The sequence below is a fragment of the Desulfitobacterium hafniense DCB-2 genome (assembly GCF_000021925.1).
In the GTDB taxonomy this organism is placed as follows: Bacteria; Bacillota; Desulfitobacteriia; order Desulfitobacteriales; family Desulfitobacteriaceae; genus Desulfitobacterium; species Desulfitobacterium hafniense.
In genome coordinates this window covers 584,583-607,815 of sequence record NC_011830.1, presented here as the reverse complement: position 1 = coordinate 607,815, position 23,233 = coordinate 584,583, and the positions used below count along the sequence as shown (strand labels likewise).

General features: G+C 51.2%; 18 protein-coding genes. 9 read left to right on the top strand and 9 right to left on the bottom strand.

Going from position 1 to position 23,233, the window contains the following annotated elements:
- Positions 1-167: 167 nt before the first annotated feature.
- From DHAF_RS02810 to DHAF_RS02775, 8 genes are all read right to left on the bottom strand, one after another.
- Complete coding sequence (locus tag DHAF_RS02810) at positions 168-1,022, bottom strand: dimethyl sulfoxide reductase anchor subunit family protein (RefSeq protein WP_015942834.1); 855 nt, start codon at positions 1,020-1,022, stop codon at positions 168-170.
- Positions 1,022-1,591: a 4Fe-4S dicluster domain-containing protein gene (locus DHAF_RS02805; RefSeq protein ID WP_011459174.1), complete on the bottom strand. Its 570-nt coding sequence runs from the start codon at positions 1,589-1,591 to the stop codon at positions 1,022-1,024. The genes DHAF_RS02810 and DHAF_RS02805 overlap by 1 nt, the downstream gene beginning before the upstream one ends.
- 14 nt (positions 1,592-1,605) lie before the next feature.
- On the bottom strand, positions 1,606-3,804 hold the full coding sequence (locus tag DHAF_RS02800; RefSeq protein ID WP_015942833.1) for a molybdopterin-dependent oxidoreductase: 2,199 nt from the start codon (positions 3,802-3,804) through the stop codon (positions 1,606-1,608).
- A 43-nt stretch (positions 3,805-3,847) separates the two neighbouring features.
- Positions 3,848-4,513, bottom strand: coding sequence for a TorD/DmsD family molecular chaperone (locus DHAF_RS02795; RefSeq protein WP_011459172.1), 666 nt, complete (start codon positions 4,511-4,513; stop codon positions 3,848-3,850).
- Between the two features lie 159 nt (positions 4,514-4,672).
- Positions 4,673-6,316 (bottom strand): PucR family transcriptional regulator, encoded by a 1,644-nt coding sequence (locus DHAF_RS02790; protein WP_015942831.1) that lies wholly within the window; start codon positions 6,314-6,316, stop codon positions 4,673-4,675.
- Positions 6,317-6,435: 119 nt separating this feature from the next.
- Positions 6,436-6,879, bottom strand: coding sequence for a hypothetical protein (locus DHAF_RS02785; protein WP_015942830.1), 444 nt, complete (start codon positions 6,877-6,879; stop codon positions 6,436-6,438).
- Positions 6,866-7,081 carry a helix-turn-helix transcriptional regulator gene (locus DHAF_RS02780; protein WP_005809912.1) on the bottom strand — a complete coding sequence of 72 codons (216 nt, stop codon included), beginning with the start codon at positions 7,079-7,081 and terminating at the stop codon, positions 6,866-6,868. Before DHAF_RS02780 ends, DHAF_RS02785 begins: the two co-directional genes overlap by 14 nt.
- Before the next feature lie 301 nt (positions 7,082-7,382).
- Entirely contained in the window at positions 7,383-8,939 is a 1,557-nt protein-coding gene (locus DHAF_RS02775; protein ID WP_015942829.1) for a glycosyltransferase family 2 protein, read from the bottom strand.
- 514 nt (positions 8,940-9,453) lie between these two features.
- Here DHAF_RS02775 and DHAF_RS02770 point away from each other — a divergent pair.
- The 9 genes from DHAF_RS02770 to DHAF_RS02730 all read left to right on the top strand — a co-directional run bounded on the left by DHAF_RS02770 (position 9,454) and on the right by DHAF_RS02730 (position 20,797).
- On the top strand, positions 9,454-11,721 hold the full coding sequence (locus tag DHAF_RS02770; protein ID WP_011459168.1) for a molybdopterin-dependent oxidoreductase: 2,268 nt from the start codon (positions 9,454-9,456) through the stop codon (positions 11,719-11,721).
- A gap of 22 nt (positions 11,722-11,743) precedes the next feature.
- Complete coding sequence (locus tag DHAF_RS02765) at positions 11,744-12,559, top strand: methyltetrahydrofolate cobalamin methyltransferase (protein ID WP_005809919.1); 816 nt, start codon at positions 11,744-11,746, stop codon at positions 12,557-12,559.
- 36 nt (positions 12,560-12,595) lie between these two features.
- The gene (locus DHAF_RS02760) at positions 12,596-13,252 is read left to right on the top strand and encodes a cobalamin B12-binding domain-containing protein (protein ID WP_015942828.1); all 657 of its coding nucleotides are present in this window, start codon (positions 12,596-12,598) and stop codon (positions 13,250-13,252) included.
- 30 nt (positions 13,253-13,282) lie between these two features.
- Positions 13,283-13,621, top strand: coding sequence for an oxidoreductase (locus DHAF_RS02755; protein ID WP_015942827.1), 339 nt, complete (start codon positions 13,283-13,285; stop codon positions 13,619-13,621).
- Between the two features lie 13 nt (positions 13,622-13,634).
- Positions 13,635-16,208 carry a molybdopterin-dependent oxidoreductase gene (locus DHAF_RS02750; protein WP_005809925.1) on the top strand — a complete coding sequence of 858 codons (2,574 nt, stop codon included), beginning with the start codon at positions 13,635-13,637 and terminating at the stop codon, positions 16,206-16,208.
- A 12-nt stretch (positions 16,209-16,220) separates the two neighbouring features.
- Complete coding sequence (locus DHAF_RS02745; RefSeq protein WP_015942826.1) at positions 16,221-17,036, top strand: 4Fe-4S dicluster domain-containing protein; 816 nt, start codon at positions 16,221-16,223, stop codon at positions 17,034-17,036.
- Positions 17,037-17,079: 43 nt separating this feature from the next.
- Positions 17,080-18,306: an MFS transporter gene (locus DHAF_RS02740; protein ID WP_005809928.1), complete on the top strand. Its 1,227-nt coding sequence runs from the start codon at positions 17,080-17,082 to the stop codon at positions 18,304-18,306.
- Between the two features lie 89 nt (positions 18,307-18,395).
- Positions 18,396-19,595: a uroporphyrinogen decarboxylase/cobalamine-independent methonine synthase family protein gene (locus DHAF_RS02735; RefSeq protein ID WP_041271911.1), complete on the top strand. Its 1,200-nt coding sequence runs from the start codon at positions 18,396-18,398 to the stop codon at positions 19,593-19,595.
- Positions 19,596-19,936: 341 nt separating this feature from the next.
- Entirely contained in the window at positions 19,937-20,797 is an 861-nt protein-coding gene (locus DHAF_RS02730; RefSeq protein ID WP_015942824.1) for a methyl-accepting chemotaxis protein, read from the top strand.
- A 14-nt stretch (positions 20,798-20,811) separates the two neighbouring features.
- Here DHAF_RS02730 and DHAF_RS02725 read toward each other — a convergent pair whose 3' ends face one another.
- Entirely contained in the window at positions 20,812-22,911 is a 2,100-nt protein-coding gene (locus tag DHAF_RS02725) for a sigma-54 interaction domain-containing protein (protein WP_005809935.1), read from the bottom strand.
- Positions 22,912-23,233: the final 322 nt, after the last annotated feature.

Genomic DNA, 23,233 nt, shown 5'->3' with positions numbered 1-23,233 from the left:
AATCCCTCCTTACACCATAAATATAGCCCAATAGCAATTTAGTGTCAAAGCACCCAATTAAAGATCTTGTGTCGAAGATTACCAGGTTTTGATCATAGTTCAAAGTTAAGATACCCTGGACCCTCACCTCAAGAGTGAAGAGCCCAGGGTGTTTAAATTTAAGAGAATTACATCAAGGCCGTGATCTGCATTCCTACCGCACTGACATAGAAGAGTCCTCTGCCCAGGAGCTCGCCCACGACACCGCAGGTGAGAGCCAGAACAATGAGCTGGGATTGGGGATTATCCTGCTTGCTGATGGTATTGAGGATAAGAAGGATGGGGAGAATCCAGCCTACCGCCGCCCTCAGCCAGAAGACGGGGCTGCTTAAAAGGGCCTGAGCTGTAGCGGCTCCCTCCGGGGTAACTTCCAAGCCGGAGAAGTAGAGCAGATAGAGGATAGCACTACCCATGACACTGCCTAAGGCGATGCCCAGCATCTGCTTCATCTCTCCCCCGGCCAATGCCTTGCGGCCTAAGACGGCGGTGACGAGGGTGCCTAAGATCATGCCAGTCATCAGGAAGAAAATCACCGGTCCTAAGTTGTTCCAGGCGGGAACCCGGGGCAGGGTGTAAATCAAGGCGCTGCTGATGATCCCCAGGAAGCCTAAGGCCGAAGTGAGAGCTAAAACTCCTGTGAGCTTGCCTCCGGGTCTTCTGGAGAGAAGGGCCAGATAGGCCCAGGCCCCAAAGGTAAAGACGAAGAGAAGAATTTCCCGGCTTAACCAGGAGGTGCCCAGATGGGTTAAGGCCCGGTAAGCGGCCAAAGGATGCCCTAAGTGGAAAAGGGAGGCGATCATCGCCACGGCCAGGAGCACTCCTGAGACCAGGACGGAGCTTTGCATAAATTTTTGATACTCGGGGCCGGCCTGTACAGCCTGTTTACCCCGTTTCCTTTCCAGCAGCCAGAGACAGAAAATGATTCCCACGGATGTTTGACCAAGAACGGTAAAGAGCACTAATGGCCATTCCCAATGTCCCATTATACATCCCTCCTTATTTGCTTCCCTTGTTTCGGGCCGATAAACCGTATGGACGGATGGGTGACTGCCGGATCAGGCATTCCCGGCAGGGTGGTCAGAACTCCGGTCTTCAAATCCAGTTCATCCGTCATCTCCACCAATTGTAAGGCTTCGGGAACACAGGCCGCCACACAGGCCGGCTGCTGCCCCTGATCCAGGCGCTCATAACAAAGATTGCATTTCTCTACTTTTTTGACAACGGTATTGAATTGGGGGCGGTCATAAGGGCAAGCCATGGTACAGAGCTTGCAGCCGATACAGCGCTCCTGGTCATGGATGACAATGCCGTCCTCCCGTTTGGTGTAGGCTTTAACCGGACAAACCCTCAGGCATTCCGGGTTTTGGCAATGGTTGCAGGCCACGGAGATAAACATCCGGGTGGGCAGGGAAAAATCTTTTTCCCGCAGCTGATAGACCTGACGCCAACGGACCGAGGCATCGCTTTGGTATTCATTCTTGCAGGCCATTTCACAGCCTCTGCAGCCGATACATTTTTCTGAATTATGCAGGAAACCTAATTGCTTACTCATGCTTCATCCCCTCCTTACGCCTTTTCAATGGCCACAAAGTTATCATGGAAGGCAATACCGTCCATTCCGGTGGCCAGCTTGCCCATATCCGCGGGAATGGCCTTGACGGTATAGTTCACATTGAAGGGAGAATCCTTATACCAGGCCTCATAGCTGACGATCACATCCGGGGAGGTGGTTCTGGTCAGATGAGCCTTAATCGTGACTTCACCTAAGTCATTGTAGACCCGGACCTGATCCCCTTCGGCGATCCCGTGCCGGGCAGCCAGCTCGGGATGAATCTCCAGAAGGGGCTCCGGATTGGCAGCCATCATCCAGTCCAGGTTCTGGAATTGAGAGTGGATACCGTGTTGGGGATGGGGGGTCATAAAGCGAATGGGATATTGGGCAGGAGCCTTCATTTCCTCCACCCAGATGGGGATGGCAGGCAGACCATTTTGAGCGGCGCGCTCACTGTGGACTTCAAATTTCCCGGATGGAGTACGGAATTTACCATCGGCCCAGGCTGCCGGTGAGAATTTAGCTTTGCGGGGTCCAGCCAATAATTCCTTATAATCGGTGATTCCCAGCATGTTATAGACTCCGTCATTGAACTCCCTAGCTGTCCATTCCTCGGGATCACCCTCGGTGGGGTAGGTGCAGGAGCCGGGTTCCAGGGCATTCATGGCCTTGGACAAGGCCATGGCGATCTCCACATCGCTCTTGGACTCGTACATGGGGTCGATGGCCCGCTGATTGACTCCGACCCAGTGATGCCAGTAGCTGGCCATGACATCCCAGTCCTCAAAATGAGTGGTGGCGGGGAGGACGATATCCGACTGCTCCACCGTCTTATTGAAGAAAGAGTCTACGGTAACCACAAGTTCCATGGAATTGAACATTTTGATGATATCATGGGTATCGGGATCCTGGGACACCGGATTCCGGGCGGCAATCCAGAGCATTTTGACCGGCGGATCCGTCAGAGCCTGAACATCGGCGGCAAAATTGTTCATATTGACAGAGCGGTCCGTATGAGTGCCGTCAGGTCCTGCCATCCCCACCGAGCCTTCCGGGGCAGGCATGACCATGGCATGGTAGTTAAAACCCCAGGTCTCCAGATGGGCATAGTTGATGCCGCCGCCGGACTTGCCGATATTGCCGGTCATCAAGCCTAAGGCGTCGATGATGCGGACATTCTGCCCGCCGTTGGTGTGGCGCTGCATACCGTAGCCCACCCAGATGGAAGCCGGTTTGGCAGTGGCGTATTCATGGGCAAGCTGGATGATGATTTCTTTGGGAATGCCGGTTTTTTCCGCGGCCCAATCCAGGGTGATGTTTTTCTTTACATAGTCCGCCCATTCTGCAAAGCCGATGCTGTTGGCCTGGACATAATCCCAATCCACCAGATCATGATCCAGTATATAGCGGGCCATGCCGAGAGCCAGAGCCCCGTCGGTACTGGTATTGATCTGAATATAGAGATCCGCCTTGGAGGCTGTGGAGGTCAGAACGGGATCAATAGCCACTACTTTGGCCCCTCTCTCCTGAGCTTTGGTGATGAAGGGCAGGCTGTGCACTCCCGTCCAGGCGCAGTTGGAGCCCCAAAGAATGATGTAATTGGCATTGACAAAATCCTCAGGATCGTTGTTGACGATGGTCCCAAAATCATAGGTTTGGGAATCGATGCCCGCCGGCCAGCAGGGGGTTCCGATGGCTCTGGTGGTATAGCCGATGCTGGACATGGTTCCTTCAATACCGTAGTGGGTAATGCCAAAGTTGCCGGAGTACTTATTCATACAGATGGGCAAGGTGGAGCCGTAACGCTTTTTCAGATCGAGAATCTTTCCGGCAATGGTGTTCATGGCTTCATCCCAGCTGATCCGCTCCCAGTTCCCTGAACCCCGGGGAGTTTGCTTCATGGGGTATTTAATCCGGTCCGGGCTGTAAACCCGGCGGGTATAGTTATAGCCTTTGAGACAGAGCTTGCCGTTGGTATAGGTGCTCTTGGGGTCTCCCTCCACTTTTTTGAGCACCCCGTCTTCTACATACGAGATCTGGGCACAGGTGTCATAACAGTTGCGGGGACAGACATTGCGGAATGTCTTAACTCCGGCTTCAGCCCCGGCAGCCCTGGCAAAATTCGATTCAGCCAGCATGTTAAAGCCGAACAACCCGGCCCCGGCGGTGACTGCAGCGGTTCCGCCAATAAATTGGCGACGTGTGATTTTCATAGTAGACCTCCTTTTTTGTGCAACTCCATGGGTGGGGTAATTTTTAAGATGGAACAGCTCTCACCGTTTTTAGGATCATCTCGCCCAGGACATGAAAGAGGGGTTCTCTGGCCTGGGTGAAAAGGCCTGTCACAAAGCGAGGGAGCCAAATTCTCAGATGTTCCTGGTAAAAAGCATTGTAGTTTTTTAGATAGAGTTCGGCTTCTCCGGGTTGGTTTTTCTGAAACCCTGCCAAGGCCTTGGCGAGAAGGTAGGCGGCAAACTCCAGTTCCGTAGCAATGTAATCGTCAGGCTCTTTGCTTGCCCCTGCCAAGGATAACCCTTCCGAGCGATACCAGCGGCGAACGTCCAAGGTGGATTTTTGCATGACCAGGCGTTCCCCATGGCGATAGACGGACTCATAAGGGGGAACGGTTGGAGATTGAGGCCCCACAAACAGCCGGTTGAATTCATACCCCAGAGTTTTTTTCTCTTTTCCCTTTTGGGCCTGGAGCAGTTGATTGAGAATCTCTTCTTCCTCAGCCAATACCCCTTCCTTTTCCTCCAGCCACTGAGCATAGGCTTCAGACAACGTTGTCAGAGTTCGCTGGAGATTCTCCCCACCTGCAGAGAAAACCCCGCTTAGAGCCATCAGTGTGGCGATGCGGGCTTGAAGATGAAGTGTTTGCGCATCTCCTTCAGGTGAGCACACGAGCTCTGCCATAAGCATCCCTCCTTTAGTTTTGGTGACGTCGTGAATTTTTTCTTTTTTCTAACTTTACTTTACTTGTTCGGCATTATAAAACTTCATGAAAATCTTCCGCTTCCTTTGTAATAAAAAACAAAACCCTTGCACTCCATGAGGTGCAAGGGTTCCAAGGATTTGTCATCATTCCTGCCAGAGGGACTTCAGCCGGCCGATTTTTAAGGCGATAAACAAATTCATCCGGGTTTCCAGGCTGTTCAGATCCCGATCCAGGACCTCGGCAGCCTTTTTCAAGCGATAGCGCAGGGTATTGGGATGGAGAAACAACCGGTCTCCCGCCAGATTCAAATCCCCGTCCGAAGCCAGATAAGCCAGCAGGGTCTCTTCCAGGTGCAGATTATTCTCCTGATCGAATTTAAGCAAAGGGCCCAAGACCTCATTGCGAAAATCCTCCAGCTCCTGCTGCTCAAGATTGAGCAAAAGCCGCATCACTCCCAAATCCTGAAACAGGATCACCCGTTCCTGAAGGTTGAACAATTGCCCCAGCTCCAGGGCGGACTTAGCTTCCTGAAAGCTGCGGTGGATAAAGCGGGCGGAAGGATAAAGATTGCCCACTCCAAACATCATGGACCGCTCCTCTTCCAGGCCTTCCAGTAAGATTAAGAGAGGACTGAGCAGTTTTTTGGCTGTAGCTTCCCATTGACTGAGGGGTATCATCCCTTCCAGGGGATAAAGAAGGACAATCTGATCATTGCGTTCCAGGAAGATGGTCCGGGGCTGACTGCGCAAGGCCGTGGACACAGTATCCAGAAGTTCCTGAAAAGCTAACTGGTCCATGGAGTCCGGGTCATAGCCGGGGATCTCTCCAACCACCACCAGGTGGGGTTTGGTCAGATCCATTCCCCAAAGCTTGCCCCGTGATTGCACCACTTCCAGAGAGTCGAAGTTATTATACAGAAGATCAAAAAGGAAATCCCGATAATGCTGGCGCTCCGTGTCCTCTACGGATTGGGCTTTTGCCAGTTCAAAGTAAAGCAGGACCGCTGCTTTATAGAGGAAGAGTCTCCCCACCGGATTCAGCTCCCCCTGCTCTATTCCCAAACCGATGTATCCAAGCACCCCCTGATGGCCTGCCAGAGGATACCAGCTTAAAGGAAGCTCCTTATACTGGGCGTCATTCCATTTTCCTATGCCCAAGGGAGTCTCCAGCAGTAAATCCATGGATTTGAAATGGGAGAGCTTCGGCGTCACAAAGGAAACAGGATGAAAGGGGAAGCGCCCTCCTCCTTCCCAGGACAGAACCTTAAAATGCTTATCCAAAAGAAAGAGATCCACTCCCAGAGTTTTTTTGAGCTCGGCAAGAATGCTCAGCCCGTATCCCTGGGTAATCTGCTCGGTTAAATTCCTGGTGAACGCTTCGCAAGCGCCCAGGATTCTCCCTTTTTCCCGCTCCATCCAGTCCGCGGCCTGGGTACAGAAGTCCTCCCAGGTCCGAGAAAACGCACATAGGAAACTGCCCTGGGTACGGGGAGTCTTTTCCTCACCTTCCGCTATACGAAGACGAAGGTATTCTCCCTGATCCTCCAGGTGCACATGACTGCCGGCTAAGGGCAAGCTCAGAGACTTGCCCGGCAGCCTGTTGTTCCCGCCCTCCGAGAGCCCGCTCTCCCGACTGCTGAAAGATAAAGTTTGGATAGCCAGAGCCAGCATCTCTTCCTGAAAAAGGGGATCTTCACGAAGAGGCTCCAGCTTCTGCTGTTCAAGAAAACGCCCCAGTGTCACTGCCTCAGGCATATGGTTCAAGCCGCTCACCTTCCTACGAGACATTCTAACCTTATTTTATCATCCTTAGTAAGCAGCCACTATAAATTTCACCTATAAAGCGGTAATTCCCAGTGAAATTATATTTAACATTTTTAAAGAAACAAGAATCAGTTAAGACCGCTTCAATATTTATGATTGAGATGTCTGAATATGACCACCCCGGCAACATACTGAAAGACAAAATACCCTGCCAAATATAAAATGATCAGTTTGGCGTTAGTAATCACTTCCAACTTTCCCAGTATGGCAAAAAGCACTACAGAAGCGCTGAGCACCGGCAGCCCCAGCAAATAAGCATATCTTCCCGATTTATCCCTTAGTCTTTCTTTACGCTCATCACCCAATTCGATCCTCTCATTGTCCAACCGCTCAGCATATCTGCTTCTGTTTTGGGGAGCGGTCCAATAAAAGTATTTGATGATCATAATCGCTCCGGGAGCGATTAAACCACCGGCAAATCCAAATAATAAGCTATCCAATCTTGTATCCAGCATCAGAGCTATGGCCAGGCATACAACACCGCCCAGTATAAAGAGCATTCCTGCCCAAAGATTACTTTTTTTCATTCTCTTTTCTCCTTTCATAGATAAAAATCTCTTCTATGGACTTTTCAAAAAAATCTGCTATAGCAAAGGCCAGCTCTAAAGACGGATTGTATTTTCCGTTTTCGATTGAGCTGACCGTTTGCCTTGAAACACGAATGGCCTTGGCAAACTCTTCCTGATTCAGCCCCCGCTCCCTTCTCAACTGCTCCACTTTGTTGTCCAAGCAATCACCCCCTAATGTGACGACAAGTTTCCTTTACATTTTTATTGTAATCCAGTTCCATCTTGTTTGTCAAGGTTCCTTTACATTTGTTCTTAAGCCCCGAGTGCCACGTCACACCGGACTGGACCCTCACCCGCACCGGAACCCACAGCGGCTTGTTCGGATAAGGCAACTGCAGACAATGCTTATGAGAGGGTCTTCGTATATTCAAAAAATCAGCAAAGAGATAGGCGCTGTCCCGCAAGAGGCAGTGCCTATCTCTTTGCTTTTCCGTATCGGTTTGGGGTATGGTTCAATAAGTTTACTCCTCCCATTTCACCAGCCGGGGATTAGGGTCAAGAATGGACTCATACTGCTCTTTCCAACCATAGCGGGCTTCCGGGTCCAATTCCATATAGCGCTGATATTTAGCCATGCGGTGCTTGGGATCGGCCCAGCCCAAATGTTTTAGCCTTAATGACGATAGCTTGTAGGGAAGGGTCTTTATGCTTTTCGGGAAGCGGCCGCAATGCTGGGCAACCTCATTCCACTCGGCAACAAAACCCGGCCGGTAGCGCAGCAAAAAGGGCCGGTAGGTGGAGTGGGCATTCCAATACTCATCTTCCCGGTAATGGCTCTCATCCCAAAAATCATAAAGCCGGAAATACCATACATCTGTGTCAGGATCCTCGATCAACATCCTGACCTCCTGTCTGAACCTGTTCTCAAACACTTCATCGGCATCAAGGTTTAATATCCATTCCGGATTAGTTGCCGCAGTTGCCCGCCATTGCTGCTTCCTGAGCTCTACCTCATTGGCAAATTTAGAAGCGGAATTCTCAATGATCTGAAGAGGAATTCCTTGAAGTATGCTTAGGCACAGCTCTACACTGTTATCCGTGCTTCCATCATCGATGATCACCGCAGCATCGATATAGTGCCGGTGCTCCCGGAGCACCCTTGCCAAATCTTTAGTTGCTTCATTTTTCATGACCATGGATAAGGTCAGTTTCGGTTTATGCTGCTCTTGTACGGTACAGCTCCCCCGCCCCGGCGGTTTTTCCCCCCTACAAACGGCCTTAAATTCCTCCACCCCTGCCATTGATGATTCCCGGTAAATATGGTAAGCCGGATAATGGGTGTCCACCCATAAGCTTAAGCCCAAGGCATTGGCTCTTACACAAAAATGCCTGTCTTCTCCCCATAGGGTCAGGTTTTTTATCTCGCTGAAACTGATTCCCGCCTGCAGGGCTTGGCGGCTGAGCAGAGTGCAGGCGCCCAGTCCCCCCACCTCATAAACCCCGGGTATTCTCAACTGGTCGATAAACCCCTGGGCTCTTATATCCAGATCTTTCTGGCTTAATTTTTCTCCCCTTTGCCGGGGTGACATGTCGTAATGATCATAAAGCCATACATTAGGCATCTCCCGACTTCCCGGATACCAGGCAGTCCAGAAGATTTCCGAAATGATCTCTTTGCCGGTACTCACAAGGTGCCGGAGGGTTGCCGGATGCAGAACCAAGTCCGAATCAACCAGAAACAGATAATCATACCCCCACTCAAGGGCTTTCTCGATCATTAAATTTTTGTATCCGGCTACTTTCTGAATCAAGTGATCCCGCCAATGGTGGGTGATATCGTCGCATACATAGTCCCCCGGCCTTTTCTCCCCCTTGTCCCCTTTGATCAGGGTGACCAATCCCTCCTCTTCAAAATTCACCAGCAATCGGCTGGATTCTTCGCTCTCGTTATCATCGACAAAGATATAGTTCAATTCCAGCTCCCCTTGCTCGAGGCCCCTCAGAGAATCCAGGAATTCTTTTAGTACATGGGGGCTTTGGCGTATAGGGCTGCCGATTAATACTCTCTTTTTCTCCATAACCTTCTCCCGTTTCAAACTTATTAAGCACATTGCTTCTTATCATATTACGTCCCATTGGCAAGTCATGTGATTAATTCTGCCACCCCCGCTACAAACGACGCTCAAAAACCACGTCCGTATTGCGGGGAAAGCCCTTGACAAATTCTATGGCAACTATGCCGCAGCCGCCCAAATCAATAAATCAAACTTCAGCCCTGTTTCTCAGGGCCCTTTTTATTTCCAAAATCACTGCCATCGTGGGCTGACCCATCTTATTTGACCTTGTCGTCCCTGCTTGTGCGACAGAAAATCATAATGCGAAAGTCTCATCGCATAAGTGCGATTGATGCAACAAAAAAGTTGGTTCAAAGAAGAACTTTGGGTTGCGCGAAGCCCCTCACTGTCGGCCGGCGGGACAGTTTAGGGGTAATCTTTCCATTGCCGAAACCGAACTTCAACGTGGCACACATTTTGCAATACAAAAGGGCAGGCAAAAATTCATCTTCAAAATATCATGATTGGAGGAAATCCCATGGCTACACTACATTGGAACGAAAAATCCGCCCCGGCTGTGACCGAGCTGGCGGACGGCACCAAAGTCTATCGTACGAATGCCTGGTCGCCCCCGGGCTGTCACGGGGTGGGTTGCGGCCTGCGTATTTTCGTTAAAGATGGCGAGCTTCAGAAAGTGGAGGGCGACCCGGATCACCCCATCACCAAAGGCCGTCTTTGCGTCCGCTGCCTGACCATGAAGGAATATTTCTATCATCCCGATCGGATCAAGTATCCCATGAAACGGGTCGGCCAGCGCGGCGAAAACAAGTGGCAACGCATTACCTGGGATGAGGCCTACGACATCATCGTGGAAAATTATCAGGCCTGTGCGGAAAAATGGGGCGTCAACTCCGTCTCCGTCTGGTCCGGCACCGGCCGGGAAGCCTGTCGTTATCAGACTCCCCTCTGCCTGGACGTTTTCGGCAGCAAAACTATCGTCCATCCCAACAGCGGCTGGTCCTGCCTCGTTCCCCGCATGGCGGTGATGAGCTGGATTCTGGGCAGCGCTTACGTGGAATACGACTATGCCAACGGTCTGCCCTTGCGTTACGATGATCCTCGCTGGGAACCACCGAAGTATATGCTGGTCTGGGGCCGGGACCCACTGCGCTGCAATGCGGACGGCCTTTGGGGTCATTCCATGATTGAACTCATGAAACGCGGCACCAAGCTGATCTCTGTAGATCCCCGCGCCAACTGGCTGGCGACGCGGGCGGAATACCATCTCCAGCTCCGGCCCGGCACCGACGCTGCTTTAGCCCTGGCTCTGCTCCACGCTGTCATCAAAACCGGTAAATACGATAAGGAATTTGTGGAGAAATGGTGTTATGGCTTTGAGGAGCTGGCGGAGAGAGCTAACCAGTATAATCCGGAATGGGCCGAGGGGATCACCGGTGTGGCGGCCGCAGATATTTACGCGGTAGCTGAGTGCCTGGTTCAGAAACCCTCCAGCGCCTGCATCGGTCTGGCTATCGACCAGAACCCCAATTGTATCCAGATTGGGCATGCCCTCTACAGTATTTTCGCCATCACCGGTAACCTGGATATTCCCGGCGGTTTGTTCATGGGACAGCCGACCTTTTTTGCGGGTGACGTCAACAATGATCCGAACCAGAAATCTGAAGAAGCAGAAGCAGAGTTTGAAGGGATCGGTTACAAAGAATTTCCCGCCATCCCGATGATCGTAAATACCACCCATCCCGACTGTACGCTGGATACTTTGGAAACCGGCAGGCCGTATCCGATCAAGTTCGCTTTTATCCAAAGCACCAACTTCCTCGCTTCCTCGATTGTCGTCCAGCCCAAACGGTGGTATGAAGCGATGCGCAAACTGGACTTTATTGTGGCTTCCGATATTTTCATGAATCCTACGATTGCCGGCCTGGCCGATCTGGTGCTGCCGATCTCCACTTCCCTGGAACACGACGGGATCGTCATGAACAGCATGGCTTCCCAGCCCGGTCAGTACGGTGCGCTGGTGAAAATCATCGAAGATTTTGGAGAAACCAAGAGCGATCTGGAAATCCTCCTAGATTTGCATCACCGCCTGCACCCGGACAGCCAGGACCCCAGATGGAAGGATACCGACAGCTATCTCAGCCATGATATGGCCCCCATGCCCGGCGTCGACATTACCTTTCCTGAGCTGAAAGAACGGGTCATCGCCCAATACGAACTGGAGTACCGCAAATACGAGAAGGGCCTGCTGCGTCCGGACGGCCAGCCGGGAGTCAATACGCCCACCGGCATGATTGAATTGTACAGCACCATGCTGGAGGCGCTGGATGAAGACCCGCTTCCATATTATATGGAGCCCAAGTTCAGCGCCGTCTCCAGGCCGGATATCGCCGGGGATTATCCCATGATCATGACCACCGGCGCCCGGCGCTTTACCTCCTTTCACTCCGAGCACCGCCAGATCAGGACCTTGCGGGAAATTCATCCCTGGCCCACGGCGGAGATCAACCCCAAGACCGCTGCTGCCAAAGGGATCACCGAAGGATCCTGGATCTATGTGGAAAATCCCTGGAGCAAAGCCAAGCTGTATGCCCACCTGACGCCCATCGTCAAAGAAAATGTCGTTTCCATCGATCATGGCTGGTGGTATCCGGAAAGAGGCCCGGAAAAAATGTTTGATGTCTGGGAATGCAATATTAACAACCTGATCCCTAATAAGGAAAACGGCAAACTCGGTTTCGGCACCCACTTCAAGAGCATGCCCTGCACTATCTACCGGGCGGATTAAGGGAAGAAGGGAAGACTATTCATTGATTATTATCGGCGAAAAAATTAATGGCACAATTCCCAATGTTAAACAGGCCATTGAGACAAAAAACGAGGGATTTATCCATGATCTGGCTATGAAGCAAGGGCAAGCCGGCGCAGCTTATATTGATGTTTGTGCAGGTACTGCCCCCGAACTTGAAGCTGAAACACTGGCATGGCTGATCGACATTGTGCAGCAGGCAACGGATACCCCTATTGCTATCGACAGCCCTAACCCCAAGGCGATTGAAGCCGTTTTCAACTGCGTTAAGCATCCGGGGCTGATCAACTCAGTGTCTTTAGAGGGCGACAAATGCGACGTCATTTTTCCCTTGATCAAGGGGACCCCATGGCAAACGGTGGCGTTAACCTGTGATAATGCCGGAATCCCCAAAGATGTCCAAAGCCGGGTGAAGATTGCCGGGGCGATCGTTGAAAAAGCTCAAGCTTATGCTATCACCCCTGACAAAATTCATATTGACCCCTTGGTGACCGCCTTGTCGGCGGACAATCAGTCCCTGCTAAACTTCGCCGCGGCTGCCCGAAAAGTCAAGGAGCTTTACCCTGATATTAAAGTAACTTCCGGCTTGAGCAATATTTCCTTTGGTATGCCGCTCAGGAAAATCATGAACCAGAACTTCTTGGCCCTTGCGATGTTTGCGGGAATGAATTCGGCGATCTTAGATCCCTTAAACAGAGATATCATAGCCACGATCCTGGCTGTTGAAGCATTGCTGGGACAAGATCGCCACTGCCGCAATTATGCTAATGCTTATCGTCAGAACAAGATCGGGCCAGTAAAAGCGGCGGCTGATTGAAGGGCCGGTTCTGATTGACATTTTGGAGGGAAACGTATGATTGATTTGCAAAAGTTTACTCAATCTATTGGGGATTTGGATGAAAATGCGGTAATAGAGGCTCTGAATGAATTTGTTGCCGCCAATCCCACGGAAGAAGAAGCTCAAGCCCTCGTAATCGCCTGTCAGAATGGTATGGCCATCGTGGGGGACCTGTATGAGAAGAATGAGTATTATGTGGGCGATCTTATCTTTTCAGGAGAGATTTTATCCTCTGCACTGGATATTTTAAAACCCGTTTTAGGAACAGGCAACAGGGCTAAGGCCGGTTCGATTGTCTTAGGCACCGTCGAAGGAGATTTGCATGATATCGGCAAGAATATTTTTAAAGGGATGGCGGAAGCGGCAGGTTTTGAGGTTTATGACTTGGGAATAGATCAGTCTCCCAGTGCTTTTGTCAAGAAAGTCAGCGAGGTTAAGCCGGCGATTGTAGGTATGAGCGGTGTTTTAACTCTGGCCTTGGATTCCATGAAGCACGTCGTGGATGCCCTTGAGAAAGCCGGGTTGCGAAAGGATCTGAAAGTGATTATTGGCGGCAATCCGGTTACGGAGATTGCCTGCAGGCATATTGGCGCAGATGCCTTCACGGTTAATGCCGCGGAAGGGGTAAAGATCTGCCAAGGCTGGACAGCTCAGCAGCCAGGAGATCATTGAGACAAAATTACTTTAAAGGAGATGAGAAAAATGGCACAATACGGACTGTTGATTGACAATGAATACTGCACTGGTTGCCACAGCTGTGAAGTGGCCTGTAAAAATGAAAAAATGCTGCCCCTGGGTCAGTGGGGCATCAAACTTCTGGAGCTCGGCCCCTGGCAGCTGATGGATGACAAGCACTGGGAGCACCGCTACATCCCTGTTCCCACCCAATACTGCGACCTCTGTGAGGACCGTGTCGCCGGCGGGGGGCAGCCTTCCTGTGTCCTGCACTGCCTGGCCAGCGCCATGGAATTCGGCCCGCTGGAGGAACTGACCGCAAAAATGGCCGCCAAAGGCCGCCAGGCCTCAATCTTTATTCCCTGAAAGGAGTTGCCTTATGTCGGACATCAAAACAACCATCAAGACCCTCGGTTTCTGTGGACCTTGTACCGCTTCCGACCCGGCGGAAATCGATGTGAAAGACGGAAAAATTCTGCGCACACGTCCTTTCCGTTATACGGACCATGCCCCCAAGGAAGGGCTCAACGCCTGGACCATCAAGGCCCGCGGCAAGGAATTCCGCGCGAAAGAGAAATCCGAAATTTCCCCCTTTGCCCTGGCCTATAAACAGCGGGTCTATTCGCCCAACCGTATTTTATACCCGCTGAAGCGGGTGGATTTTGATCCCAACGGGGAAAGAAACATCCAAAACCGCGGCAAATCCAAATACGTGCGGATTTCCTGGGATGAAGCCACCGATATCATCGCCCGGGAAGTGCTGCGCATCAAAGAAAAATACGGGATGAATTCGATCTTCGTCCAATCCGACGGGCATCATGCGGTCAAGACCATCCATGGCCCCCGCGGAACCCAAGGCGCCCTGCTGGATATTTTAGGCGGTTATACCCTGCAGGCCCGCAACCCGGACAGCTGGGAAGGCTGGTATTGGGGTGCCAAGCATATCTGGGGTCAGGATCCCGTTGGGCAGGGCAATCAGAACAATCTGTTTCTGGATGTAGCCCGAAATTCGGATATGGTCCTGTTCTGGGGCTGCGATGTGGTGACTACCCCCTGGGGCTGGGGCGGGCACTTTCCCAGCCGTTACTGCTTCTTCCTGCGGGATATCGGGGTGCGCCAGATATACATCTGCCCGGACGTCAACTACGGCTGCGCGGTGCACGGCAACAAGTGGATTCCGGTTCTGCCCAACACCGACTCGGCCTTACAATTGGCTATCGCCCACACCTGGATTAAAGAGGACCTTTATGATCAGGAGTATATCGCCACCCACGCCGTTGGCTTTGGGACCTTTGTCAATCAGGTCATGGGGCGGGACGATGGCATAGAGAAAACGCCGGAATGGGCGGAAACCGTGTGTGGCGTTCCGGCCCGGACCATCAAAGCCCTAGCCCGCTCCTGGGCCAAACAAAATACCTCCATCGCCCACTGCAACGGCGGCTCATTTATCCGTTCCACTTATTCCCATGAACCGGCGCGGCTGGAGGTGGCCCTGCTGGGCATGCAGGCTCTGGGCAAACCGGGGCGCAACCAGCTGAAGATGATGGAATACCAGCTTTTCAGCCTGGATTCCCAGATGCCCGCCCCCCGGGCCCAATTCATTCCGGATTTGGTTTCCATCCTCTTCCCCTATGCCGCCGATACCCGGGAATCCTTAGTTACGGAAACACTGGTCCCGGAAGCCCTGGCCGGCGATTATTCCCGAGAGAATCCCCTCACCTGGTACGGCTGCACCTGTGCGGGGGTTCCGGTAGAAGATCAATTCCGAAAAATTGAGTACCCGGCTCCGGGCTGCGAACGCATCCACATGGTCTGGACCGACTCCCCCAAATGGACTTCTTCCTGGAACGGCGGCTTTAAATTTATGGACGCCCTCCACAGCGAGCACATCGAATGTGTGGTGGCCCAGCATATTTGGATGGAAGACGATTGTCTGCTGGCCGATATTATTCTCCCGGTCAATACGAAGTTTGAGGAGTATGATATCAACTGCGACATCACTTCCGGCAATTACAACATGCTGCTCATCGAAGAACAATCCATCCCCCCTTTGGGTGAATCCAAAAGCGATTATGAATGCGCCATGGCCGTGGCCGAAAAGTTGGGAGTGCTCCAGGAACTGACCGGCGGTGAATCCATCGCGGATAAAGTCAAAAAAGGCTTTATGAACTCGGGTGTCCAGGATTACATCAGCTTTGAGGAGTTTAAGGAACAGAAGTGCTACGTGGTTCCGGCAGCGGAAGACTGGGAAGAGGATGTGGCCGGCTTTTATGCTTTCTACAGCGATCCGGAGAATTTTCCCCTTACCACACCCAGCGGCAAGCTGGAATACTATTCCCAGCGTCTGGCTGAATCCTTCCCTGAGGATACGGAGCGGGGACCCTATCCCAAGTGGATCGAAAAAGGCGAGACCCATCCGGATGAACGCTTAAGCACGCCCAGGTCTGAAAGCTATCCATTCCTCCTGGTGTCCAACCACCCACACTGGCGGCTGCATTCCCAAATGGACGACTGCGCCTGGTTCCGGGAGATCAAGACCTGCAAAGTCAAAGGTCCCGACGGTTATGCCTATGAGCCGGTCTGGATCAACCCCGTGGACGCGCAAAAACTTAACATCAAATCAGGCGACATCGTTAAGCTTTTCAACGAGGGAGGCTGGGTTCTTGGGGGGGCTTACGTCACGGAGCGCATCAGACCCCAGGTCGTTCTCCAGGACCACGGCGCCAGAATCGACCCCATTGTGCTGGGAGAAAGCGACCGGGGCGGTTCCAACAATCTCATCGCCCCGAAAAAGATCACTTCTAAAAATTGTGCCGGGGAAGTCACCAGCGGTTATTTGGTCGGGATCGAAAAGGTGGATGTCTTCGAATTGGCCCAACGCTACCCGGAGGCCTTTTCCCGCAAGTATGATCCTGAAACCGGTGTGATTGTCGACGCCTGGCTGGCAGAATAAGGAGGCCTGATTATGAAAGTATTTATCGTGGACATGGAACGATGCAATGGCTGCTACGGCTGCCAGATTGCCTGCAAAGACGAACATGTGGGCAATGCCTGGCCGCCCTATGCCCTGCCCCAGCCCAATACAGGTCAGTTCTGGATGCGGGTCAAAGAAAAAGACCACGGGCAGGTGCCCAAAGTGACGGTGGAATACACCCCCTGGCCCTGTATGCACTGCGACAAGCCGGCCTGCCTGGAAGCGGTACCGGAAGCGGGCTATAAACGGGAAGACGGTCTGGTCATTCTTGATCCGGAAAAGGTTAAAGGCAAGAAGGAAATTGTCGAGGCCTGCCCCTATCAGGCCATCTTCTGGAATGAAGAGTTAGCTATCGCCCAGAAGTGTACCGGCTGCGCCCACCTGGTGGATGCCGGGAAGCTTCCCCACTGTGTGGACCTGTGCGCCACCGGGGGTCTGCGCTTCGGGGAGGAGGAAGAGTTTGCCCAGGAGATTGCCAGGGCAGAGACCATGCTGCCGGCAAGCGGCTGCCGTCCCCGCGTCTATTATCTGAACCTGCCGAAACTCTTCCTGGCCGGCGAAGTATGGGACCCGCAAGCCAACGAAATTATTGAGGGTGCCACGGTCAGCCTGACCTTCCCCGGCGGTGAAACTCTGACGACTGAAACTGATGATTTCGGGGATTTTTGGTTCAGGAAGCTGGAGGCGGGCATGTATTTCCTAAGTATTGAAGCCGAGGGTTATGCCCCTGTAGAGAAGACCGGAATTAGATTAAATGAAAGCCTGAATCTGGGGGATTTCCCCCTGAAGAAGCCGGGAGCCCTGTGAGATCGACTCCCCAAAAACTTAAGAATAGAAGGAGTAAAAAATCATGAATGAAATGAATCGCGTCACTCGCTATGGCATCGTATTTGCCATCATGTTCATGAACTTTTTTATCCCAACCCATGGGATTGTGGCGACAACTTTCGCCGCCATGGCCGAATCCTATCCTGATGTTTCCGCCTCTGCTCTTACCTATGTTACTGCCGTTGTGAATGTGGCCCAAGTCGTCGCCTCCATCGGCGCCGGGGTCCTGATCGGCCGCAAATTGAAATACAAGACGGCCGGCATCATCTCCCTGCTTTTGTTTACCGTGGCCGGCGGCTTCCCTTTCCTGATGGGAGAAGGCCTGTCCTTCGGAGCCCTGCTGGCCAGCCGCTGCCTGTTTGGCCTGGGCCTTGGCGCTTTCTCTCCTATCGTCAATTCCACCATTGCCTACCTGTTTGACAAGGAAAACACCCGGGCTTTCATGATGGGGGCTAAAGATGTCTTCTTCAGTCTCGGTGCCACCATCGGCAATATTATCGCCGGGATTCTCTGCCTGATCAGCTGGCAAACCACCTATGTCTTTTATCTTTTCGGCATCATCCCCCTGGTTTTCTTCGTCATCTTCTACAAGGAACCTGAATTCGTCCAAGAAACCAAAAAGGAAAAAATCAAGATCCCCAAGACAGCCTTTTATTACCTCTTTCTCCTCCTCGTCGTGATGCTTCTGACTCAGTTCTGCTGGAACTATATCGCCTTTATTCTCACGGATATGGGCTATTCCAGCGCCGTCATCGGGACGATCGTCACCTGCTTCACTGTTGGGGCGATCTTAGGGGGTATTGCTTATGGCTTCTGCTATCGTTTCTTTAAAAACTATATTCTTTTTGTGGCCATGATCATGGTTTCCCTCAGTTTTATCATTATCTATGGGGCTAGTTCCTCTGTTTCCACCTCGCTCTTGTTTGTCTTCGGCATCGGCTTCTTTCTCTCCGGTTTTGCCAGCGTCATGTTCACGGCCGGCATCCCCATGAGCTTGTCCCTGACCGTTCCGGCCTCGGCGATTGCCGCGGCAATGGGGCTGTTCTTCGCCTTTCAAAACTTCGGCAGCTTCCTGGCTTCGCCGGTCGGCCAGCTCTTCTTCAGTATTGTCGGTCAAGACGCGCCCATTAATACGATTTTCATCTTCGGGCTCGTGGTGGCGCTTATCTTTACGGTTATCGTCTTCATTACCAGCACACGGGACGCTAAACTGGCCAAAGCTCAAAAACAAGAGATGAATTCTGTCTGAAATCTGTTAGGATAATACCGGGCAGGCGGCCGCTGCCCCACTCCCCCAGTGTCCGCAGGTCAACCTGCGCGGCCGGGGGGATTCGCACAATGAAGGGAGGATTTCGCTTGGCTTCGCTATCCTTGGTTCAGGAAACCCAACAAAATCTCTGGGATGCAACAAATTTCAGAGAACCCAAAAAAGTGCCGGTGGGCATGGAATTTACTTACTGGCCCTTTTCCTACGCCGGCGTAACGTATAAAGAGGTTGCTCACGATCCTCAGCTCACTGCGGAAAAATATCTGCAGTTTTTAGATGATATTCACCTTGACTACACCTGGGGAATGGCCTCTTTGCCCAACCCCTATAAAGCTTTTCAGGCCCTGGGTTCGAATTCTTTTTTCTTGGCCAATGATCAGACGACAGTGGCACACAACCAGACAGCCGATGTCTACATGGAAGATGACGAATATGATGAATTCAGCAAAGATCCTTATTATTTTATTAATGAGATCTTACTGAAAAGGAAGCTGCCGAAGCTTGATCAAGGGCGCAAGGAAGCTGCCTATGGGGCGCTTCGGCAAAGCATGCTGGAATTCCGGCATTTTGACCTTACCAATGAATTGATTTTGCAGGGATTAGCCGAAAGAGCCGTCTATACCTTAGTCAATGCTCCCATCGTTTTCAACTCTCCTTTAAAACTTCTTTTTGACAAAGTCAGAGGAATGAAAAACACTCTGATCGACTTACGCAGGCGACCGGATAAGGTCAGAGCGGCCTGTGCTCAACTACTGGCAGCAGATAAGGCGGCAATTCCCCTGAAGCCCGAAGACCTGGCCAAGATGCCGGGACTTAAGGTCGGACTGACAGGGTATCATGTGGAATGTTTCCTGAGCGGAAAGCAATTCGATGAATTTTTCATGAAGCCCTTTTTGGAAGTATGCGAGCCTTATATGCAGGCAGGCGTGAAGTTTTTCCTCAAAGGTGAAGGCAAGTTTCTCAATACGATCGAAAGGTACCGGCAAACACCCAAGGGCAGCATGATTATTATGCTGGAGGAAGATGATCCTTTCGAGGTCCACAAACTGGTTGGTGATTGGTGCACACTGGCCACGGGTATAAGCGCCAGCCTCTTAAAATACGGAACGAAGCAGCAGTGCATCGATTATGTCAAAAAGTGCTACGATACTTTTGCCCCGGGCGGCGGATTTATCTTCATGCAGGACAGGCCGCTTCTCAGTGCCAATGATGCCAACCCGGAGAATATTATAGCCGTTTATGAATTCGCCAACGAATATGGAAAAAAATAAGAAGGGATGAGGTATCCGTGGCTGAAGAAAAGTATAGCATAACCGAGTTATTTGCCATGCTGCAGGCTGATGATTCCTGGGAGAAGGACCCGGAGCAAAGAGCGCAATGGATAGAACGTTTTAAGATGTCACTAAACGTTTGGTATTGTTAGAAATAGGGGCAGGCTTTTGCTGTAAAACGACGAACCGGCAGACTGCTGAATCATATCGGCCGGTTCGTTGATCTGTTTACTCTGATTTAAACAATTGAAGTGTATGCCATCACACTATTCTTGGTAAGCCATTCACAATTTAACGTCGGAAAGGTTGTCTTTTCCGATATATCTAAAAAGGGGCGAATCATGATGAACCTAGCTGTGCAAAGTGATGAAGAATTATTGGCAGGTTATGCCGCAATATTATCACGACTGAAAGAACTGATCAAAGAAGACCTGATGGTACTAATAACCGATAAAACTCATATTCTTTATTTTTATCCCGGATACAAACTGAATGCTTCCAACATGCAACTGGTCGGCCTTGAATTGCCTGCGGACGATGATCTCGGCCGGTGTGTGAGGACCGGAGAATCCAATACGGAATTACGCCCCAAAGAAGCATTTGGTGTTCCTTTCTTAGCTATGACGGCCCCCATTCATAATAGCCGGGGGGAAATCATCGGCTGTGTATCGATTGGGCGGAGTATGGAAAAAGAGGCCAATCTGGAGGAAGCATCACAGAGCCTGGCCGCCAGCCTCCAGGAAGTGAACGCCGGCCTGCAGGAGATCGCCTCAGGCTCCCAGATACTTTCGTCTAAAATTAACAGCGTGGTCCAATCGGCCAATGACTCTGCGGTAAAAATTAAAGAAGTCAATCAAGTCATCCGTGCCATTGCCGATGTATCCGCCCATTCCAACCTGTTGGGGTTAAACGCCGCCATTGAAGCCGCACGTGCCGGAGAACAAGGGAAGGGCTTCGCCGTTGTGGCTGAGGAGATGCGGACCCTTGCCAGGCAAAGTAAAGATTCGGCAAAAATGGTTACAGAAATACTTACCCAAATGAAAGATTCCATAGAAAGCATCATCTGGGAAGTTGATCAAATCGGTGGTATTGCCGGAAATCAGGCGGCATCTACCCAAGAGATTACAGCTGCCCTTGAGGAAATAAGCGAAAATTCCCAAACCTTAGTAGAACACGCTAAGATTAAGATCGAGAACCGCTGAGGCCGCTCCTATCCTTAGGCCAGATTATATCTTTTAATCTTGCGGTAGACTGTTGATTTGCTTACCCCTAATATTTCAGCCACTAACGGAATATCATGATTAAATTCTTTCAGCATTTTTTCCAGCATGACTTTTTCCACATGATGAATCGTGCCATAAGCATCCGCCTTTTCAGTATCTGGAGCTTCTCCCGGCGCAAGGGACGGTGGAGATGACTGGATGACAATATTCGGGATATGTTCCGGCAGGAGAACCTTGCAATTCCGGCTTTTGGCTATCGTCATCATATACAGGATTACATTCTCCAGTTGCCGTACATTGCCTGGCCAATCGTATTCCTCCAGGATCTGGAGCGCTTCATTGGAGATGGACAGAGACTCCGGATTGTTTTGCCCGCAGCTGTTCATGAAATAGGAGACAAGCAGCTTGATATCCCCCTTTCGGTCCCGTAACGGCGGGATGTTGATGGGGAACATGGAGATTCTGTAGAAGAGGTCGGGGCGAAACTGACCGCTCTCCATCAAATCCTTAAGGTTACGGTTGGTGGCCGTGATCAAATTGAATTCAATTTGATGGGAGACGTGATCGCCGATCCGCGTTACCTGCTTGTCCTGGAGAACACGCAATAAGACAGCTTGAAGTTCATAGGGCATATCGCCGATTTCATCCAAAAATAACGTACCCCCATCAGCCATTTCGATTTTTCCCTTCCGCCCTTTCCTGTCCCCGCCGGTAAAAGAACCGGAAGCATAACCAAACAGTTCACTGCTGATCAGCTCACGAGGGATTGCCGCACAGTTGATGGCCACAAACGGCCCTTTTTTATCCTGACAGTTGTGAATGGCTTTGGCAAACAATTCTTTGCCGGTACCGCTTTCCCCGGTCAGCAGGATATTTCCATTTGAGTTGGCGAAACACACAGCCTGATCAATGGCGTTGCGGAAAGCATGACTCTCGCCAATCAAACTGTTGAAACAGTCGGCAGCCGGTGAGCATTTGCCCGGAGCCGTAGCTTGGCCGGACTCTTTGGCATTGGAAAAAAGCAGGATCGAACAGGATCTGCCTGCCGCTTCAAAAGGCCTGATCTGAACAGAATAAAGGCCGGTGGCCGGCGGGGAACAAATCACTTCGGTAATGATCGTTTGTGCCTGGGTTTGGATAAGGGGAAGGAGTTTGGAATTGGCAGGAAGATACCTTCTAATATTGCCGGCTTGACCATCGGTCGGCAGGGTGGGAAAAAAGCGGCGGCCTGCCGGATTAATGCCGATGATCGTTCCTGCCGGGTCGACGACAATAATGGGGGGATCGTTGATCAGGTCGGGGCAAGGGATTTCTTCCCGGCCAACAGGGATGTCTCTCTCGGCAGGGGGGCGGATACTGGTCTGAATCCGGTGTGCCAACAACAGCACTTGAGTCAGGATGGTGGACACTTTCTCCGCGGTATCTTTTTCCCAGGGAATTCCCGTTTCCCGGTAAGCCAGGGTAATGATGGCATCGAGATTGCCGCTCACGTCAAAAATCGGTGCGGAAGCACTGTTGATATTGAGGTCGCTCTCCAGATAATGCTCCGGTCCCAGCAGTACTGCCGGACACATGGAGCGTTTACAGAGCAGATGGGAAGTCAGTCCGCTCTTGCGGATTTCTCTGGGTTCATTGCTAAAAAGAAACTCCTGAACAAAATAAGACTCGATACCGCTTTCTGTTTTTTGAAAAAAGAACGTACCCTGCCGGTCGTGAATGTTCATAAAGATGGGGATCTTATTGAAATCTCCGAGGTCATGGATCGTCGGAAAGACAATCTGGGCAAAGGGCATGAGATTTTCGTTTCTCAGCATATCCTCCTCCGGATCATGGGTTTTATCTGACGGCCGTAAGCCCAGCTTATAGGATTCGATCCAAACCTTTTTAATCTCGGCGCGCGGATATTCAGAGGTCATTACGGCATCGAGGTCCCCGTCCAGCAGGGACTTCTTACAGCGAACGGTGGTCTCCCAACGGTCTTTGGTCATAGGTCGGTTGTCCACATCCCACAGGGGAGCTTGCTGAAGATTGGGAACGATCATTTGGTTCAGTACGTCATCGAATTTTTTTAGGTTAAACGACTTCGATTGCATAAATTTCCCTCCCAAAGCAATTTGACGTCAAGCTACTGATTTAGTTATTATAAATGTTGTCATTTGTGAATGGGAATTCTTGCTCAATATCTTATTTTAACATTTTTTCATACGAATCACATTGTATAATCCCAGATTCGACTATATGTTATATTTTTAAGCATCGATTGTCGCAGCTTTGAGGCGAAGCTGCTGCGGAAACAAGTACGCCAGCCCTGGAGCGCCTGAGCGGCGCGGATGTATGATAAGCTGCATGAAAGTCTGATATGTAACTAGATCATATAAGATGCATGTGAGGATGCTCACTATTTACGAAGGAGGA